At 73.1% G+C, this 17,148-nt stretch carries 13 protein-coding genes; 1 reads left to right on the top strand and 12 read right to left on the bottom strand.

What is annotated here, in order from left to right:
* The 7 genes from ACFY3L_RS47215 to galE all read right to left on the bottom strand — a co-directional run.
* Positions 1–542: PQQ-dependent sugar dehydrogenase (locus ACFY3L_RS47215; RefSeq protein WP_389340155.1), on the bottom strand; the 542-nt coding region annotated here is incomplete at its 3' end.
* 382 nt (positions 543–924) lie between these two features.
* A complete protein-coding gene (locus ACFY3L_RS47210) occupies positions 925–1,833 on the bottom strand; it encodes an endo alpha-1,4 polygalactosaminidase (protein WP_389340153.1) in 909 nt (302 codons plus the stop codon).
* Positions 1,830–2,480: a spherulation-specific family 4 protein gene (locus ACFY3L_RS47205; protein WP_389340151.1), complete on the bottom strand. Its 651-nt coding sequence runs from the start codon at positions 2,478–2,480 to the stop codon at positions 1,830–1,832. Before ACFY3L_RS47205 ends, ACFY3L_RS47210 begins: the two co-directional genes overlap by 4 nt.
* A complete protein-coding gene (locus ACFY3L_RS47200; protein WP_389340149.1) occupies positions 2,477–3,928 on the bottom strand; it encodes a hypothetical protein in 1,452 nt (483 codons plus the stop codon). The genes ACFY3L_RS47205 and ACFY3L_RS47200 overlap by 4 nt, the downstream gene beginning before the upstream one ends.
* Positions 3,929–3,994: 66 nt before the next feature.
* Positions 3,995–5,452: a GT4 family glycosyltransferase PelF gene (pelF, locus tag ACFY3L_RS47195; protein WP_389340147.1), complete on the bottom strand. Its 1,458-nt coding sequence runs from the start codon at positions 5,450–5,452 to the stop codon at positions 3,995–3,997.
* 10 nt (positions 5,453–5,462) lie between these two features.
* Positions 5,463–7,475: a hypothetical protein gene (locus ACFY3L_RS47190; protein WP_389340145.1), complete on the bottom strand. Its 2,013-nt coding sequence runs from the start codon at positions 7,473–7,475 to the stop codon at positions 5,463–5,465.
* Between the two features lie 224 nt (positions 7,476–7,699).
* Positions 7,700–8,671, bottom strand: coding sequence for a UDP-glucose 4-epimerase GalE (gene galE / locus ACFY3L_RS47185; RefSeq protein WP_389340143.1), 972 nt, complete (start codon positions 8,669–8,671; stop codon positions 7,700–7,702).
* 257 nt (positions 8,672–8,928) lie between these two features.
* On the opposite strand from galE, the gene ACFY3L_RS47180 reads away from it, so the two are divergent.
* A complete protein-coding gene (locus tag ACFY3L_RS47180) occupies positions 8,929–10,479 on the top strand; it encodes a diguanylate cyclase (RefSeq protein ID WP_389340141.1) in 1,551 nt (516 codons plus the stop codon).
* 761 nt (positions 10,480–11,240) lie between these two features.
* On the opposite strand, the gene hemB is transcribed toward ACFY3L_RS47180, so the two are convergent.
* From hemB to ACFY3L_RS47155, 5 genes are all read right to left on the bottom strand, one after another.
* The gene (gene hemB / locus ACFY3L_RS47175; RefSeq protein WP_389340139.1) at positions 11,241–12,221 is read right to left on the bottom strand and encodes a porphobilinogen synthase; all 981 of its coding nucleotides are present in this window, start codon (positions 12,219–12,221) and stop codon (positions 11,241–11,243) included.
* Between the two features lie 27 nt (positions 12,222–12,248).
* A complete protein-coding gene (locus ACFY3L_RS47170) occupies positions 12,249–13,829 on the bottom strand; it encodes a uroporphyrinogen-III synthase (RefSeq protein ID WP_389340137.1) in 1,581 nt (526 codons plus the stop codon).
* Positions 13,813–14,754 (bottom strand): hydroxymethylbilane synthase, encoded by a 942-nt coding sequence (gene hemC / locus ACFY3L_RS47165; protein ID WP_389340135.1) that lies wholly within the window; start codon positions 14,752–14,754, stop codon positions 13,813–13,815. Before hemC ends, ACFY3L_RS47170 begins: the two co-directional genes overlap by 17 nt.
* Positions 14,751–16,058 carry a glutamyl-tRNA reductase gene (locus ACFY3L_RS47160; protein WP_389340133.1) on the bottom strand — a complete coding sequence of 436 codons (1,308 nt, stop codon included), beginning with the start codon at positions 16,056–16,058 and terminating at the stop codon, positions 14,751–14,753. The genes hemC and ACFY3L_RS47160 overlap by 4 nt, the downstream gene beginning before the upstream one ends.
* Before the next feature lie 343 nt (positions 16,059–16,401).
* The gene (locus tag ACFY3L_RS47155; protein ID WP_389340131.1) at positions 16,402–17,148 is read right to left on the bottom strand and encodes a redox-sensing transcriptional repressor Rex; all 747 of its coding nucleotides are present in this window, start codon (positions 17,146–17,148) and stop codon (positions 16,402–16,404) included.

Genomic DNA, 17,148 nt, shown 5'->3' with positions numbered 1-17,148 from the left:
AGGTTGCCGGCCGCGTCGAAGTCGATGTCGCCGCCGACGTGGCAGCAGATGCCGCGGTTCGCGGGCACGTCCAGGATGTTGACCTGGCTGCTCATATTGACGGTGAAGTTCGCGTTGAGGGTGAACCGGGAGAGGCGGTTGACCCCGGTCCAGGTGGCCCAGTCGGTGGCGGTGCCGGTGGCCGGCGCGTCGCCCGCGGGGGTGTTCAGCGGCGGCGCGTAGTACAGGTAGATGTAGCGGTTGGTGGCGAAGTTGGGGTCGGCCGCGACGCCCTGCAGGCCTTCCTCGTCGTGGGTGTAGACCGGGATGTTGGCGATCACCGACGTGGTGCCGTTGGCGTCGGTGCGCCGCAGCGTGCCGTTCCTGGCGGTGTGCAGGACCGAGCGGTCGGGCAGGACCGAGATGGTCAGCGGCTCGCCGACCTCGGGCTCACCCTTGGCGAGGGTCACCTGCTGGAAGTCGGCCGCGTTGATCGCCGCCGCCGCGGGAGCGGCCTGGACGACGCTCGCGCCCGCCGCAACAAGGAGCAGGGCGGCGCCCATTGGCCGCCATCGATGCCTTGAGGGTTGTAGGTTCACTGTGTCCCTTCCTGACTGAACGTGCCAGGCAGGGCGCGCGCCGCCGCGCCGGATGCCGTGTGCCTCCGCAACACGGGCATGCTCATCGATGCGTCCGCTGCCGGCGGATAACATCGATGAAACACTCCAGTGTCGTGGGGGACACACTAGGAGCTTCGAACCAACCTGTCCACACTTTCCGACGCCTTGGCATGAACTTTTGTCTCGCTAACCAAAAGTCACTGCCCGCTACGTCTGCGCGCATGCATTATGATGGGTGGCGCGGCCGACAAGAAATTTGGTCGGTGGTGCTAAGGTTGCAGGTACAGCAGCGCGCCGCCACCGGCCTGGCTCTGTGTCGACTCCGTCAGCAGGCCCGGCGCCAGGCGTCGAGGTCCTGTTTCTTCTTCATCGACGAGAAACGCAGGGCGGTGGTCTTCGGGCAGAACTTGGCGGTGTCGACGTCGTACTCGACGTGGAAGACGGGCTTGCCTGCGGCGATGAAGACCTTGAGCGCGTCGCACTCGTCGTAGTGGGCGCACTCCTCGTTGACCGCGAAGTCGAACGCGGGCGCGAGGGCCGCGGCCTGCTCGACGTCGTTCTTCAGGCCCACCGCGAGGCCGAGGCGGTGGGCGAGGTCGGCGACGCGGCGGTTGAACCGCAGCTGGTCGTCGGCGGTGAGGGGGAAGCCGCTGTTGTTGGCGTAGCCGTCGACGTTGTCGGGCTCGACGGCGTCGAAGCCCTTGTCCTTGCAGACCTTGAAGCGGGCCTCGAGCAGCGGCTCCAGGGTGTCCCAGCGGCGGATGTCGAGCCACTTCTCCCCCGGCCAGCCCTCCAGGCCCTTGCCGCGCACCGACTCCGGGAAGTTGCCGGCGTCGGCGCGGAAGTCCTCGTGGGCGCCGGCGTTCACGTAGCAGATGACGCGGCGGCCGGCGGCCTTCAGCGCGGCGACGTCGGCGGCGGAGGTGGTGACGGCGTCGACGTCGTACACGTCGACCGCGACGGACTTGTCGAGGGTGCCGGTCAGCTGCCACTGCCAGGTGAGGCCGACCGCCGGCTTCCACCAGCCCGCCGGTGCGGCCGGCGCCGGCGAGGAAGGACCAGCGGCGGCCGATGAGGAGCCGAGGCCGCCGAAGCCGGACGGCGGCACCGCGGCGGTCTTCGGGCCGCCCCGGTGCTCGTCGGGGTCGCCGCCGGTGCCGGTGCACGCCGCCGCGTACAGGACGGTCAGCAGGACGAAGCCGAACAGGGCGAGGCGGAGCCGGCGGTCGGTCACCGTGCGGCCGCCGCACGCCGGCGCACGACCGTCGGGATCCCCTCGTACGGCAGGGGCGCGACGAGGTCGGTGACGAGGCCGTGCGGGGCGCGGGACAGCAGCAGCGCGGTGGCGGCGCCGATCCGCTCGGTGGGGACGCCGTAGACGAGGTGCGCGGCGTTGGGCCAGTCGCGGCCGTCGGGCAGCCCGTACGCGGGCGGGGCGTCCACATAGGACTCCCACGGGCCTTCGAAGGTGCAGACCACGTCGGCGAGGGCGGCGTAGCCGGGCAGGCACCGGGTGCCGGGGTTGAGCACCACCGATCCGCGCACCGCCCGCACCACCTGCGTCACGTAGGCGAGGCCGGCCGCGTCGGCCGGCACCTGATCGAAGAAGATACCGCCGACCGGGTACCGCGCCCAACCGACGATGTCGCACCACACCTCGCCGTTGGCGCGGCGGCCGTAGTCGAGGTCGACGTAGCCGAGCATGCGCACGCCGGAGCGGTGCAGGCGGGCGGTCGCGACCGCGTACACCTCGTCGCGCTCGGCGCCGCCGGGGCCGTTGTGGACGTTGACGATCGCGGTGGGGCGTTCGGTGCTGCGGCACAGCGCCTCCCACGCGTCGGGGTCGGCGAGCGGGTGGACGTACAGCGGCAGGAGCATCATCGGTAACTCTCCGGGTCACGCAGGACGAGCGCCGCGACGGCGAGGCCGGGCAGTCCCGCGCCGAGCAGGGTCGCGACGGCGAGGGTTTCGGTGAACGTGGGGGCAACGTGCACCAGGGCGGGCGCCCAGTGCCCGACGCCCGCGACGAGCAGCGTCGGCCACCAGACGACGAGGGCGGCGGTGCCGGCCCGGCCGTGGGAGGCGAGGACCAGGCACAGCGCGTACACCCCGGTGAGCAGGATCGCGGCGGCGAGCGGCTGCCCGCCGGGGCCGCTGATCCCGACCCACACGGCGCCGGCGATCGCGGCCCCGAGCGCGACGGGGACGCACAGGACCCCGACGGTGCGCTTGCTGATGCGGGCGAGCCGCCGGTCGAACGCGGCACGGTCGGCGAGGACGGCCCGCGCGTACGCGATGCGCCGCTGATGCCAGACCAGCGTCAGCTCGATGAGCGGGACACCGACGAGCAGCGGCACCGCCTGGACCGGCACCCTGTGCGGGGCGATCCCGTCGAGGGCGACGGCCCGCAGCAGCGCCGCCTGGCCGGTGCCGACGAGGCCGTAGAGCAGCGCGTAGCCGATGTCGCCGCGCCATGACCGCCACCGCCGCCACGGCATCCGGCCGCTGACGTCCGCGCCGGCGACGGGGCGGAACGCGACGGCCAGCAGGGCCACGACCCCGCACAGCAGCGTGGCCACCGCCCAGGTCCCGGCCCCGAGGGCGACGCAGGCGGTGGCGACCCAGCAGGGCGCGGCGGCGGCGAGGACTACCCGTTCGCGGCCGGTGACGAGCGCGACGGCGGCGACCGCGAACAGGGCGAGCTGCACCCCGGCGATCGTGTACGCGCGGACCCCGTTGCCGGCGAGCGCCACGGCCCAGACCGCGGCGAGGCCGAGGAACCCGGCGCCGAGCAGCCGGGCGGCGGCGGTGACGCCCCGCTCCGACAGCACCCGGTAGCCGAGGTAGGACAGCGCCTGCCCGCCGCCCCAGCCGAGCAGCAGCGTGCCGGTCGTCGCGAGCTGCGGGGCGCCGTCGACCTCGGCCGCCGCGCCGAGGCCGATCGCGAGGGGGGTCAGGTAGATCGCGGCGCGGGTCAGCGTGTCGGTGACGACCGCGCGGGGCGTCGGCCTCGCCTCCAGGGGCGTGGCCTGCACGACCGTGGCGGCGGTTTCGACGGTACGGGCGACGACCCGCCCGGCCAGCGCGAACACCGACGGCAGGCCGTACTCCCGGTGGGCGACGCGGTCGTTGATGCCGTTGGCCTCGAGGATCGCGGCGACCTCGTCGACGTCGACGGCGCTGACGCAGTCCTCCACCATCCGGTCGGCGAGCGCGGCGACCGGGTCGGTGGAGACCCGCCCGACGAACCGCAGCGACTCGCCACGCTCCAGCGCCGCCGGCCGCGCCCGCCGCTGCATCGGCACGACGAGCAGCGAATCAGCGCTCATGCCGCCACCTCCGCTGCGGTCCGGGCCGCTCGTGCCGCGCATCTCCCGCGAGACGCCAGGATTCGCTCATGCGGGCACCAGGACCGGGACCTGGGCGGATGCCTTGACGAGACGGCCGGTCAGTTGGAGGTACCGGCCGCGGTACGCGGACAGGCAGCGGTCGAGCGTGTGCTCCCGCAGCGCCCGCTCCTGCCCGGCGCGGCCGGTCGCCGCTCGCAGCTCCGGCGAGGTGAGCAGGGCGACGCACGCCTCGCCGAACGCCTGCGGGTCGCGGGGCGGCACGACGAGCCCCGCGTCGCCGACGGCCTCGGCGACGCCGCCGACGTCGGTGCTGACCGTGGGCCGGCCGCACATCATCGCCTCCAGCACCGTGTACGGCATGCCTTCGGAGATGCTGGACAGCGCCGCGACCTGCCCCACGGCGAACGCGTCCCGGCTGGAGGTGCACGGCCCGGCCCAGGTGACGGCGTCGGTGAGGCCGAGCTCGGCGGCGGTGTCCCGGCAGTCGGCTGCGTAGGTTTCGTTGCCGGCCGGGACGGGGCCGGCGAGGTGGAGCCTGGCGTCGGGCACCTTCGTCCGGACCACCGCGAGGGCGCGGATGAGGGTTTCGAGGTCCTTGAGCGGGTCGATCCGCCCCACCCAGGAGATGACCGGCCCGGCCGGCTCCTCGGGCAGCGGCGGGAAGCGGGCGGGGTCGACGCCGTTGCCGATGACGGCGAGCTTCGCCGGGTCGGCGCCGTGGCGGACCGCCCAGCGCGAGTTGAACCCGCTGACGGGGGTGATGAGGTCCGACTCCCAGTACGCCAGCCGGGCGAGCGCGCGGTGGAAGCGCAGCAGCGCCGTCTTCACGCCCGGTGACTGGTCGCCGGCGCTGAGGTAGCGCTCCCGGAGGTACACGCCGTGCTCCGTCATCATGAAGGGCACCCCGAACCGCCACTTCGCGGCGAGGGCGACCATGGACGACAGCCCGTTGGCGTTGGCGTGGACGAGGTCCGCGTCCGGCGGGATGTCGGCGGCGAGCGGGCGGAGCGCGTGCTCCACCAGTACACCTGCGACATCCGCGTCACGGAGGGTCAGCCGGGGCAGGTGGATGCCGTCGAACCTGGCCCGCGCCCACGCGTCGAGCAGGACGTCCGCGATCCTGGCACCGGCCAGTGGATGCCGGCCGCCGCGGGCGGACAGGAGCCGCCCCGGGCGGGGCCGCGCGAGCTCGGCGAGCTCCCGCAGCCCCTCGGAGAAGACGACCAGGTCGGCCGCGGTGTCGCCGAGCATGCCGCGGCACAGCCTGGCGGCGGCCCGTTCGGGCTTGCCGCGGGCCGGCCGGGCGGTGCCCCAGACCGGGACCGCGGTCAGCGACCGGACGTTGCCGGGCAGCTGGACCGCGGGCCGGTCCGGTTCGGTGCCGACGATGGCGACGAGGTCCCAGTCCACATCGGACAGTCCGCGCACCAGCTGGTCGCACCAGGTGCTGACGCCGCCGGTGACGTACGGGTAGGTGCCTTCGTTGACGAGCACGACACGCACGGCGCGGACCTCAGGCCGGCAGCCGCAGCAGCTGCGACGCCCCGCGGCCCAGACTCCGCCAGCCGGAGCGTTCGCCGCCGTACGGGTCGCCGAAGTTGCCGCCGGTGACCTCGATGCCGAGGACCGACATGGTGATGACCTTGGTGCCGTTCGGCATGGTGATGGGCACGTCGAGGGCGCCGGTGCCGCGGTTGACGACGGTGACGCGCCCGTTGAGCGTGTATGCCTCCACGGTCCGGTTCCGCAGCGCCGCCGCCCACGCCGCCTGCCGCTTGTTCTGCAGCGCGGTCTCGGCGAACTTCGGGTTCACGAGCGGGGTCGCGGTGGTGTAGGTCGCGGTGTAGCGGGCGAGGACCGCGTCGAGGACCGGGTAGAGGATGCGGTCCTCGGCGAGGTTCGACTGGTGCGCGTAGTGCGGCGCCGGGCTGGTGGAGACCACGTGGTCGTAGGCGATGCGGGCCTCCATCGGCACGATGTAGGTGTCGAAGCCGTTCGCGCCGAGCGGGGTGATGCAGGTGGAGGCGGGGTTGCTCTCGCAGATGCCGCTGCCGCCGTTGGCCCGGCTGGTGTAGATCCAGTTGTACTCGTCGACCTCTTCGGCCTTCGTGGCCACGTTGTAGTAGATGTTCATCGGGTAGCGGGGCACGGTGACGGCGTTGCCGACGCCGCGGGGCGCCTGCTCCCTGGAGGCGTCGGAGGCGATGTACTTGACGCCGGTGCCGTTCAGGGCGGGCGCGAGGTTCGGGTTGTCGGCCGGCATCTGCGGCAGCGTCTTCAGGCCGGAGTGCTCGCCGGTGACGAGTTCGGCGGCGTCGACGGTGATGCCCTTGCTCTTCGCCCAGTCGATGTTGCGCTTGATCTGGGCGGTGATGTCGGCCTGCGACACCCACTTCGTGGCGCCGTAGCCGTCGGTCGCGCATTTCCACGGCGACACGGTGAAGTCCTGGACGCAGCCGAGGTACGGGTGTTCGTAGGTGTGGTTGATCCAGCGGAACTGGCCCTTGTTGTTCACCATGGCGGTGGTCAGCGGGTCGCCGGCGCCGGCCTCGACGCTGCCGCCACCGTTGAACGCGATGTCGAGCTTGAGGTTGCTGGCCTTCTGCCAGGCGATGAGCGCCTGCACGTCGGCGGGCGTCATCCGGATCGGCGTGTTCTCGACCCCGGGGCCGCAGTCGTCACCGACGGTGCAGTTGTGCGTGGTGCTCCACCGGCCGTCGGGCAGGAGCACGTCGTCGACGTGGACGCTGAAGAAGTTGCGGGTGTAGCCGAGGTGGACGCCCTTGGTGAGCCAGGTGATCAGGCCGTGACCGAGCTCCATCGCGTGCGTCTGGTAGCGGTTGGCGGCGAGTGTGACGACGAGTTCCTCGCGGCCGTCGTGGGTGTAGACGCCCATCAGCGAGCCGGTCGGGGCGTTCTGCACCGAGCCGGTGACCAGCGGGGTGAAGGTCGCGCCTTCCCGCGGTGTGCCGAGGTACCCGTAGGACTCGATGACGTTCGGGTCGCGGTCGTCGATGCGGACGGTGCCCTTGAGGTAGCCGAAGCCGGCGGCCTTGCCCGCGGCGGTGACGGTCATCGTCGCGCCGTCGAGCACGCCGCTCCAGGCGAGGTCCTGCCCGACGTTCGGGTTCGCCCACGTGTACGCGTCGATCTGGCGGATCTTGAACTCGCGTTCGAAGTCGGCGAGGGCGGTCGCCTCGGCGCCGGTGACCGCGCTCTCGTTCGGCACGATCACGCCCTGGAACTTGGCCCGCCGCACGCCGCTGACGGAGTCGGCGAGGAACCCGGGCGTGATCCGCGCCCGGGCGGCGTCGGCGAGCCGCAGCGCGTCGTAGGGGACGCCTTCGCGGTCGAGCTGGGCGCGGAGCATGTCGACGCCGGTGCTGCCGTCGTCGAGCACGAGGACGCGCAGGTCGACGCGCTGGCGGGTTTCGGCGGCGAGCGCCGGAGGGGCGAAGACGAGGCCGGTGAGGCCGACGAGCGCGCAGGCACCGGCGATGACTCGCCGGCGGATCCGGAACTTCAACGTGCTGCTCCTTCGGGCGGGGGGTTCGCTGTTCGCTGTCGCTGTCCGTGCTTTCGTGCGGCAGGTGCTCTCGTTCGGCAGGTGCTCTCGTTCGGCAGGTGCTCTCGTTCGGCGTTCGGCGTTCGCCGTTCGCCGTTCGGCGCCTGGCAGGCGCTCGCGTTCGCCGTTCGGCGGGCGCTCTCGTTCGGCGGGCGCTCCCGCTCGGCGGGTGGGCGAGAGCCGGGTCAGGCGGCCTGGGGCTCCGCGACGGGGGTGGCGGCGGCGCTGCGGACGATCTCGTCGAGGTCGTGGCGGGCGTGCCAGCCGAGCAGTTCCTGGACCCGGGCCGGGCAGGCGACGACCTCGGCGGGGTCGCCGGTCCGGCGGGGCGCTACGACGTACGGCAGCGGCAACCGCAACGTGTCGGACACCGCCGCGATCATCTGCAGCACCGAGGCGCCTTCGCCGCGACCGATGTTGAGGACCTCGTCGTGGATCTCGCCGTCCCTGAGCGCCAGCGCCGCGCGGGCGTGGGCGTCGGCGATGTCGGCGACGTGGACGTAGTCGCGCACGGCGGTGCCGTCGGGCGTCGGGTAGTCGTCGCCGTAGACGACCGCCGGGAGGCCCTCGGCCGCCGCCCGCAGGAGTCGCGGCACGAGGTTGGTGCCGCCGTGGTCGCGCAGGTGCGGGGCGCCGGCGCCGGCGACGTTGAAGTAGCGCAGCGCCGCCCAGCCGAACCCGGCGCTGGCGGCCGCGTCGCGCAGCATCCATTCACCGATCAGCTTGGTGCGCCCGTACGCGTTCTCGGGTGCCGTGCGGGCCAGTTCGCTGACCGGCGAGCACGTCGGCGTGCCGTAGACGGCGGCGCTGGAGGAGAACAGGACCGACCGGGTGCCGGTCGCGGCGACGGCGGCGAGGACGGACCGCAGCCCGTCGAGGTTGTCCTGGTAGTAGCGCAGCGGGTGGGCGGTCGACTCGGCGACGTCCTTGCGGGCGGCCAGGTGGATGACGCCGTCGGGCTGGTAGCGGCGGAACAGGTCGCGCATCGTGGTGCTGTCGCGCACGTCGGCGCGCACCAGCGGCACCCCGAGCGGCAGGCGGGCGGCACGCCCGGTCGACAGGTCGTCGACGACGACCGATTCGACCCCGGACGCCCCGAGGGCGGTGACGACGTGCGCGCCGATGTACCCGGCGCCTCCAGTGACTAGCCATCTCACGATGGGGGCAACGAGGGTCTATCACTACGAATCGGGCAACTGTCGGGTTCCTGACAGTTGGAGCACCCAAAAGTCCGACCGAAGTCCCTCCACCGGTCCCGTAACCCCAGTGTGCCCGCTCCCCCGACCTGCCCTTTCCGTTTTGTCCGATTTACCCCTGTTCGAGTGAGAGGAGCGTCGCCAAGGCTCATCCCGGCCGCCGCGCTGCCGACGTCTCTGGTCGGGAGCGACGACCAACGACCGGACGGGGGAGGCACATGCCTGAGGCTCGGCTGCCAATCCCGCTGTGGCCCTTCGGGCCGCACCAAGCCCTTTCGCTGCAGGTGCACGAGCTGACCGTGCACGGCCGCAACTCCGAGGCGCTGGAGCTCGCCGACCGGCTCGAACAGGTCGTCGAAATCCTCGGCGACGACCGCAGCGTCGGCATGATCCGCCAGGGCCGCCTGTACGCGCTGATCAGCCTCGGCCGGCTGCACGAGGCCCTGGAGGAGGCCGAGCGGCTGCTGACGATGCACCGGGCCGCCGGCGCCCGCACCGGCGAGGCCAAGATCCTCGCCGACACCGCCGAGATCCTGATCAAGCTGGGCCTGCTCGACGAGGGCCTGCACCGCCTCGCGAGCGCACTGCGGCTGATGGAGACCATCCCGCGCGGCAACGTGCGCTACATCTCCGCGATGTCGTCGGTCAGCGAGGCCGCGCGCGCCGCCGAGCTGTACGAGCTGGCCGACGAGGTCTCCGCGTTCGCCGTCGAGTCCTTCACCCCCGGCACCGACCAGCGCGCGGCCGCCGAGCTGCAGCGCGCCGAGCTGCTCCTCGAGTGGGGCCTGCGGCTGGAGCACGTCGGCCTGGTGGAGGAGGCGAACGTCCGCTTCGCCCGCAGCGTCGACCTCGTCCGGTACTGGGTGCAGAACCACTTCCACGACGCGCCGCTCGCCACCGTCCTCTACGCGCTCGGGCTGGTGAAGATCGGCGCCGTCGACCAGGCGCTCATCCTCGCCGACTCGCTGGTCGTGCCGCTGCGCACCAACGGCCACGAGCACGAGGCGCGCCTGGCCCACCTCGCGTACGGCATCGCCCTGCGCCGCACCGGCCGCCTCCGCGAGGCCCGCCGCGAGTTCCTCGCCGCCGACGAGCTGGCCCCGCTCAGCCCCCAGCGGCTGATCTTCCAGTACGAGCTGGCCCTCCTCGCCGCCGCCGAACTCCCCGGCGACTCCACCGGCGCCCTGCTCAACGCCGTCCGCGCCCACGCCCGCCACCTGTGGCGGCTCCGCCTGGAGCGCCGCTCGATGCTCCAGCAGGCCCGCCGCCGCGTCGACCTGGAAGCCGCCCGCGCCCGCGCCGACCGCGTGGCCGCGTCGGACGCCCTGACCGGCCTGGGCAACCGCCGCCAGTTCGACCGTCAGCTCGCCGTCGTGGCAGGCTCCGTCGTCCTGCTCCTGGTCGACATCGACCACTTCAAGGGCATCAACGACCGCTTCTCCCACATCGTCGGCGACCGCGTCCTGCGCGAGATCGCCGCCATCCTGCGCGCCCACTGCCGCCCCGAGGACACCGCCGTCCGTCTCGGCGGCGACGAGTTCGCCCTCTTCCTGCGCACCGACCTGCCGACCGCCGCCCGCATCGGCGAACGCATCCTCGACGTCGTCACCGCCCGCGACTGGAACCAGCTGGCGTTCGGCCTGCACGTCACGCTGAGCATCGGCGTGGCCGCCCTCAACGACGGCATGGACGGCCGCGCACTCTACGACCTCGCCGACCGCAACCTCTACACCGCCAAACGCACCGGCCGCGACCGCCTCGCCGCCTGACCTGCGCTTCCACTGGCAACTCGCCGCAGCCGCTCAACGCGACCGACCCGGCCGCTGTTCTGCTCCGCTCCGCTCTGCTCTGCGGGCCGGGCGCGGGCCGCCACCAGAGATGCCGGCCTGCCGCACTCAGAACCCGTGGCCAAGCCCGAGGCGATGCTTATCCACCTGGGCGGCGCCAGTGAACCTCCCGAGTCGCAGGACGAGCATTCCGCCGCCAGCGACGCCGAACCGCACCACGCCCAGAACCCGCCCCGGACAGCGCCAGTGAACCTCCCGAGCCACCGGACGAGCACACCACCGCCAGCCACGCCGAACCGCACCACGCCCAGAACCCGCCCTGGACAGCGCCAGTGAACCTCGCGAGCCGCAGGACGAGCACACCGCCGCCAGCCACGCCGAACCGCACCACGTCCAAGACCCGGCTCCACAACGCTGCGCCACCCGACCGCCTGGCCGCACGCCCAACCCGACCGCCCAACGCGATCACGCAGCCCGACCACCCAAGCCCAGCCCGCGCCCCGTCCGGGACACACGGCCCAGCCCACCCCGTCCGGGACCCGCGCGGGCGCGCGGGCGGGGCGGGAGGCTGGGTCAGGGCAGCCCCGGACCGCTCAGTGAGGCACGCGGCCCGGCGAGGTGTCAGAGCAGGTGCGGACCTGGTGCCGGGGGGCGTTCCGCTTCATCCCAGCCTAGACCCGGCTTACAAACCGTCGAATCGGATCGTCACTCGGTGTGACCGGTGCGAGTTGACAAAAGGCGGGTCATGCGCGGAGCAGGCGGGCGGCGTCCACGGCCCAGTAGGTGAGGATGAGCTGGGCACCGGCGCGGCGGATGGAGGTGAGGGTCTCCAGGATGACGCGGTCGCGCTCCAGCCAGCCGTTGGCGACGGCGGCCTCGGCCATCGCGTACTCGCCCGAGACCTGGTAGGCGGCGACGGGCACGTCCACGGACGACGCCACCGCGGACAGGACGTCCAGGTACGGCAGGGCCGGCTTGACCATGACCATGTCGGCGCCCTCGGCGATGTCGAGCGCGACCTCGCGAAGGGCCTCGCGGACGTTGCCGGGGTCCTGCTGGTACGACTTGCGGTCGCCGACGAGGGCGGACTCGACGGCCTCGCGGAAGGGGCCGTAGAAGGCGCTGGCGTACTTCACCGCGTAGGCCAGCTGGGCGACCTCCGTGAAGCCGGCCTCGTCCAGGGCGCGGCGCACGACGCCGACCTGGCCGTCCATCATGCCCGAGGGGCCGAGGACGTGGGCGCCGGCGGAGGCCTGGGCGACCGCCATCGAGGCGTAGGCCGCGAGGGTGGCGTCGTTGTCGACCGTGCCGTCGGCGGCGAGCAGGCCGCAGTGGCCGTGCGACGTGAACTCGTCCAGGCAGAGGTCGCTCATGATGACGGTGGCGTCGCCGACCTCGGAGGCGAGGTCGCGGATGGCGAGGTTGAGGATGCCGTGGGGGTCGGCGCCGGCGGAGCCCTGCGGGTCCCGGGTGACGGGCACGCCGAAGAGCATGATGCCGCCGATCCCTGCCTGGACCGCCTCGACGGCGGCCTTCCGCAGGGATTCGCGCGAGTGCTGGACGACGCCGGGCAGCGACGAGATCGGTCGCGGCTCGGTGATGCCTTCCTTGACGAACATGGGCAGGATGAGGTTCGACGGCTCGACGTGCGTTTCGGCGACGAGCCGCCGCATCGCTGGCGTACGACGCAGCCGGCGTGGGCGGACGATCGGGTAACCAGCCATGGTGAACCCCCTGGCAGCAGAGACGATCTAGCGGAACCGCAACGCGGTCGGGCCTTGGACCTTGGAGCCGCGGCGCTGCTTGGCAGGCATCGCGGCGAGCTTCTCGCGCAGTTCCACGGCGTAGCCGGCGAGGGCTTCGACGAGGTCGGGCACGGAGGCGTGCGGCGGCTGGACGTCCACGCGGAGCCCGAACTCGACGGCGGTGTCGGCGGTCTTGGGACCGATGACGGCGACGACGGTGCGGGCGTGCGGCTTGCCGGCGATGCCGACGAGGTTGCGGACGGTGGAGGACGAGGTGAAGAGCACCGCGTCGAAGCCGCCGGACTTGATGGCGTCGCGGATGTCGGCCGGCGGCGGGGCCGCGCGGACGGTCCGGTACGCGGTGACGTCGTCGACCTCCCAGCCGAGTTCGGTGAGTCCGGCGGCGAGGGTCTCGGTGGCGATGTCGGCGCGGGGCAGGAGCACCCGGCCGACTGGGTCGAGGATCTCGTCGTGCGGGGAGAACTCGGCGAGGAGCCCTTCGGAGGACTGGTCGCCGGCGGGGATGAGCTCGGGGACGATGCCGAAGCCGCGGACGGCCTCCGCGGTCGCCTCGCCGATGCAGGCGACCTTCACGCCGCCGAAGTGGCGGGCGTCGAGGCCGTGCTCGGCGAACTTCTCCCAGACGGCACGGACGGCGTTGACCGAGGTGAAGACGGTCCAGGCGTAGCGGCCGTCCACGAGGCCCTTGATCGCGCGTTCCATCTGGGCCGGTGTACGGGGAGGCTCGACCGCGATGGTCGGCACCTCGCACGGGATGGCCCCGTAGGCGCGCAGGCGCTCGCTCATCGCGCCGGCCTGCTCCTTGGTGCGGGGGACGAGGACCTTCCACCCGTACAGGGGCCGGTTCTCCCACCAGCCGAGCTTCTCGCGCTGGGCGACGCCGGCGCCGAGGCACAGGACGACCCGGCCGGCGAAGCCGAGCGCGGCGGCGACCATGCTGTCGACGGTCGTGGCGGAGCTGTACTGGGTCTCGCCGGTGCCGTCGCCGGTGACGGAGACGGGCGTGGTGGGGTCGACGCCGGCGGCGAGGAGGCCGTCGCGGACCGCGGCGAGGTCACCGGCGTCGACGGCGACGGCCGAGGAGCCCCGGCTGACGGCGGCGGCGATGGACTCGAAGTCGACGCTCTGGACGTCGTCGACGTCGGCGGTGACGCGGACGCCGGGGAGGGGGACGCCGGCGTACGTGGCGACGCCCGCCGCCTGTCCGATGCCGGGGACGACCTCGAACGGGACGGCGGTGCGGGAGACGGCCTGCACCTCCTTGAGCACCGTCTCGTGGGCGAGCGGGTCGCCGCCGACGAGGTGGATGGCGCGCAGCCCGGACCGGGCCGCGGACAGCAGCACCTTGGCGACGTCGCCGGGCGCTCCCTCGGCCGGGGAGAACTGTGCCTCAGGGTCGGCTTCGGCGCGGATCACGCTGAGCAGCGACTCGGGGACGTTGCGGTCGTAGACGATGTGGTCGGCGGACACCAGCGCCTCATGGGCGCGACGCGTCAGCAGGCCTGGATCGCCGGGGCCGGCCCCGACGAAGGCGATCCGGCCGGTGCCCTTACGGGTGCGGGTCATGCTGCACTCCCAGTGCGTTGTCGGCGCCTTCCTCGCGCAGGTCGCGGGCCAAGGCTCGGCCCACCTCCGCGGCGTCGGCGAGCGTTCCGGTGCGCGACAGCCGGAGGGCGAACCCGCCGTCCGGGCTGAAGACGGCACCGCGCAGATAGATCTCCGGGCCGTCGTCGCCTTCTGCGACCTCGGCCAGTGCCGCGATCGGGGCGGAGCATCCCGCCTCGAGCTCGGCCAACAGCGCCCGCTCGGCGGTGACCGCCGCGCGGGTGTATTCGTCGTCGAGCGCGGCGAGGAGGTCGCGCAGCTCGGCATCGTCTTCTCGGCATTCGACCGCGAGTGCGCCCTGCGCGGGGGCGGGCAGCATCAGCAGCGGGTCGAGGACCTCGGTGGCCTCGCCGCCGCGGCCGAGGCGGGACATGCCGGCGTGGGCGAGGACGATCGCGTCGAACTCGCCGTCGGCGAGCTTGCGGAGGCGGGTGTCGACGTTGCCGCGCAGCGGGAGCGGCTCGAAGTGGCGGCCGAGCGCGTTGAGCTGGGCGATGCGGCGCAGCGCGCCGGTGCCGATGCGCGCGCCGGCGGGCAGCTCGTTGAGGGTGAGGCCGTCGCGGGCGACGAGGGCGTCGCGGGGGTCGTGGCGCGCCGGGATCGCGGCGATGACGAGGCCGTCGGCCGGGGCGGTCGGCAGGTCCTTGTAGGAGTGGACCGCGAAGTCGATCTCCTTGGCGAGCAGGGCGTCGCGGAGCGCGGACACGAAGACGCCGACGCCGAGGGTCTGGATGGGCGCGCTGGAGCGGTCGCCGGGGGTGACGATCTCGACGAGCTCGACGTCGCGGCCGGTCCGGTCGTGGACGGCTTGCGCGACGGTGCCGGACTGCGCCATGGCGAGGGCGCTGCCCCGGGTGCCGAGTCGCAATGGGTTGGTGGACGTCAAGGGTGCACCTCGCCTGCGGCGGCCGGGTCGATGTCGGAGGTGGGGATCTGTAAGTCAAACAGTTCCCGAAGCGCCTGAGCATATGCCTCGCCGCCCGGTTCGGCGGCAAGTTGGCGCACGCGAACGGTCGGTTGGTGCAGGAGCCGCTGGACGATCCGGTGGACGCTGTGGGCCACCTCGGCGCGGTGGCCGTCGGTGAGCTCGGGGCAGCGCTGGGCGAGCCGGCCGAGCTCGGCCTCGACGACCTCGTCGGCGCGGGCGCGCAGGGCGGCGACGGTGGGCGCGACGTCGGCGCCGCGCAGCCAGGTGAGGAACGCCTCGACCTCGCTGGCGACGATGTCCTCGGCGGCGCGCTGCTCGGCGTCGGCGGTGGTCGACAGCGACGTCGACAGCAGCTCGATGTCGACGAGGGTGACGCCGGCCAGGTCGCCGACGCCGGGGGCGACGTCCCGCGGCAGCGCGAGGTCGAGCACGAGCAGCGAGTCGCGGCCGCCGGAGAGCGCGGCGCCGACCAGGGCGGCGTCGAGGACGGGCTCGGGTGAGGCGGTCGCGCTGACGACGACGTCGACCTGCTCCAGTGCGGTCGGCAAGGTGGCGTAGGGCACCGCGACCGCGCCGTGCAGCTCGGCGAGGCGTTCGGCCCTCTCGTGGCTGCGGTTGGTGACGTACAGGGGGTGCGCGCCGGCCCGGCGCAGCGTGGCGAGCGACAGGGCACCCATGGCGCCGGCGCCGATGACGAGCGCGGGGCGGCCCTCGACGGGGCCGGTGGCGCCCTGGCCGTAGGCGAGGGCGGCGCTGACGACGCTCTGCCCGGCCCGGTCGATCTCGGTCTCGGCGTGGACCCGCTTGCCGACGCGCAGCGCCTGCTGGAGCAGTTCGTGCAGCACGCGGCCGGCGGTGGCGTGCTCGGCGGCGACGCCGTAGGCGTCGCGGAGCTGGCCGAGGATCTGGGCCTCGCCGACGACCATGGAGTCGAGGCCGGCGGCGACGCGGAAGGCGTGCCGGACGGCGTCGACCTCGTAGTGGACGTAGAGCTGGCTGGCCAGGTCGCCGACGGTGGTGCCGGAGCGCGCGGCGAGGACGCCGCCGATGTCGGCGAGGGCGCCGTGGAAGGCGGTGACGGCGGCGTAGATCTCGACCCGGTTGCACGTCGACAGGACGACGGCCTCGTCGACGTACGGCTGGGCGACGATCTCACGCAGCAGCGTGGGCAGCTGCTCGCCGGTGACGGCGAGGCGCTCCAGCAGGGGCACCCCGGCGGTCCGGTGCGAGATGCCGACGACCAGCAGGTTGGAGCCGTTCATGCCGTCACCTCCGCTGCGCTCCGGCGCCGGCCTGACCCGACCTGCACCCATGGTGAACGGCCCGAGCCGCTCCGCTCGCCGGTCATGCCGTCACCTCCGCTGCGCTCCGGCGCCGGCCTGACTCCAACCCGCACCCATGGTGAACGGCCCGAGCCGCTCCGCTGGCCCGTCATGCCGTCACCTCCGCTGCGCTCCGGCGCCGGCCTGACTCCAACCCGCACCCATGGTGAACGGCCCGAGCCGCTCCGCTCGCCGGTCATGCCGTCACCTCCACTGCGCTCCGGCGCCGGCCTGACTCCAACCCGCACCCATGGTGAACGGCCCGAGCCGCTCCGCTGGCCGTTCACGTGGCCACCGCCTCCCCGCCGAGCCGGTTGGCCATGCCGACCCGCCCGGGTTTCTGCACCGCGGCCGGCAGCGCGGTGAGCGCTGACTTGCGGTGCTCGTGGAAGGACAGGATTTGCAGTTCGATGGCCAGATCGACCTTACGCACGTCGACGCCGTCGGGAACGTTCAAGACACAAGGTGCGAAGTTCAGGACACTGGTCACGCCGGCCTCGACGAGGCGGTCCGCGACGTGCTGGGCGGCGTGCGCGGGGGTGGCGATGACCGCGATCGAGATCGACTCCTGCTTGACCACTTCGGGCAGGTCGTCGATGTGGCGCACGACGAGGCCGTTGATGTGTTCGCCGACGCGGCCGTGGTCGGCGTCGAAGAGGGCGGCGATGCGGAAGCCGCGGGTGCCGAAGCCGGCGTACCCGGCGAGGGCGTGACCGAGATTACCCACGCCGACGAGGGCGACGGCCCTGCGGTGGGTGAGGCCGAGGACCTGTTCGATCTGGTCGATGAGCAACGTCACGTCGTAGCCGACGCCGCGGGTGCCGGTGCGGCCGAGGTGGGAGAGGTCCTTGCGGAGCTTGGCGGAGTTGACGCCGGCGGCCGCTGCGAGGCCCTCCGAGGAGACCGTGTCGTGCCCGTCCTCGGCGAGGTGGTGCAGGGCGCGCAGGTATTCCGGAAGCCGGGCGACGGTCGCCTCCGGGAGGTCCGGAAAGTCCGGTCCGCCGGTGGGGCCGGTGCGCTGCTGGCTCAT

The organism is Dactylosporangium sp. NPDC000521 (assembly GCF_042898305.1).
Lineage (GTDB): Bacteria > Actinomycetota > Actinomycetes > Mycobacteriales > Micromonosporaceae > Dactylosporangium.
The sequence above is the reverse complement of the archived record's forward strand: the minus strand, read 5'-3'. Positions and strand labels throughout refer to the sequence as shown.

Bases quoted from the DNA above. Each gene is read 5' to 3' on its own strand.
- ACFY3L_RS47180 (WP_389340141.1), top strand. From the start codon at position 8,929: ATGCCTGAGGCTCGGCTGCCAATCCCGCTGTGGCCCTTCGGGCCGCAC.
- ACFY3L_RS47200 (WP_389340149.1), bottom strand. From the start codon at position 3,928: ATGAGCGCTGATTCGCTGCTCGTCGTGCCGATGCAGCGGCGGGCGCGG.
- ACFY3L_RS47155 (WP_389340131.1), bottom strand. From the start codon at position 17,148: ATGAGCCAGCAGCGCACCGGCCCCACCGGCGGACCGGACTTTCCGGAC.
- ACFY3L_RS47160 (WP_389340133.1), bottom strand. From the start codon at position 16,058: ATGAACGGCTCCAACCTGCTGGTCGTCGGCATCTCGCACCGGACCGCC.
- hemB (WP_389340139.1), bottom strand. From the start codon at position 12,221: ATGGCTGGTTACCCGATCGTCCGCCCACGCCGGCTGCGTCGTACGCCA.
- ACFY3L_RS47170 (WP_389340137.1), bottom strand. From the start codon at position 13,829: ATGACCCGCACCCGTAAGGGCACCGGCCGGATCGCCTTCGTCGGGGCC.
- ACFY3L_RS47205 (WP_389340151.1), bottom strand. From the start codon at position 2,480: ATGATGCTCCTGCCGCTGTACGTCCACCCGCTCGCCGACCCCGACGCG.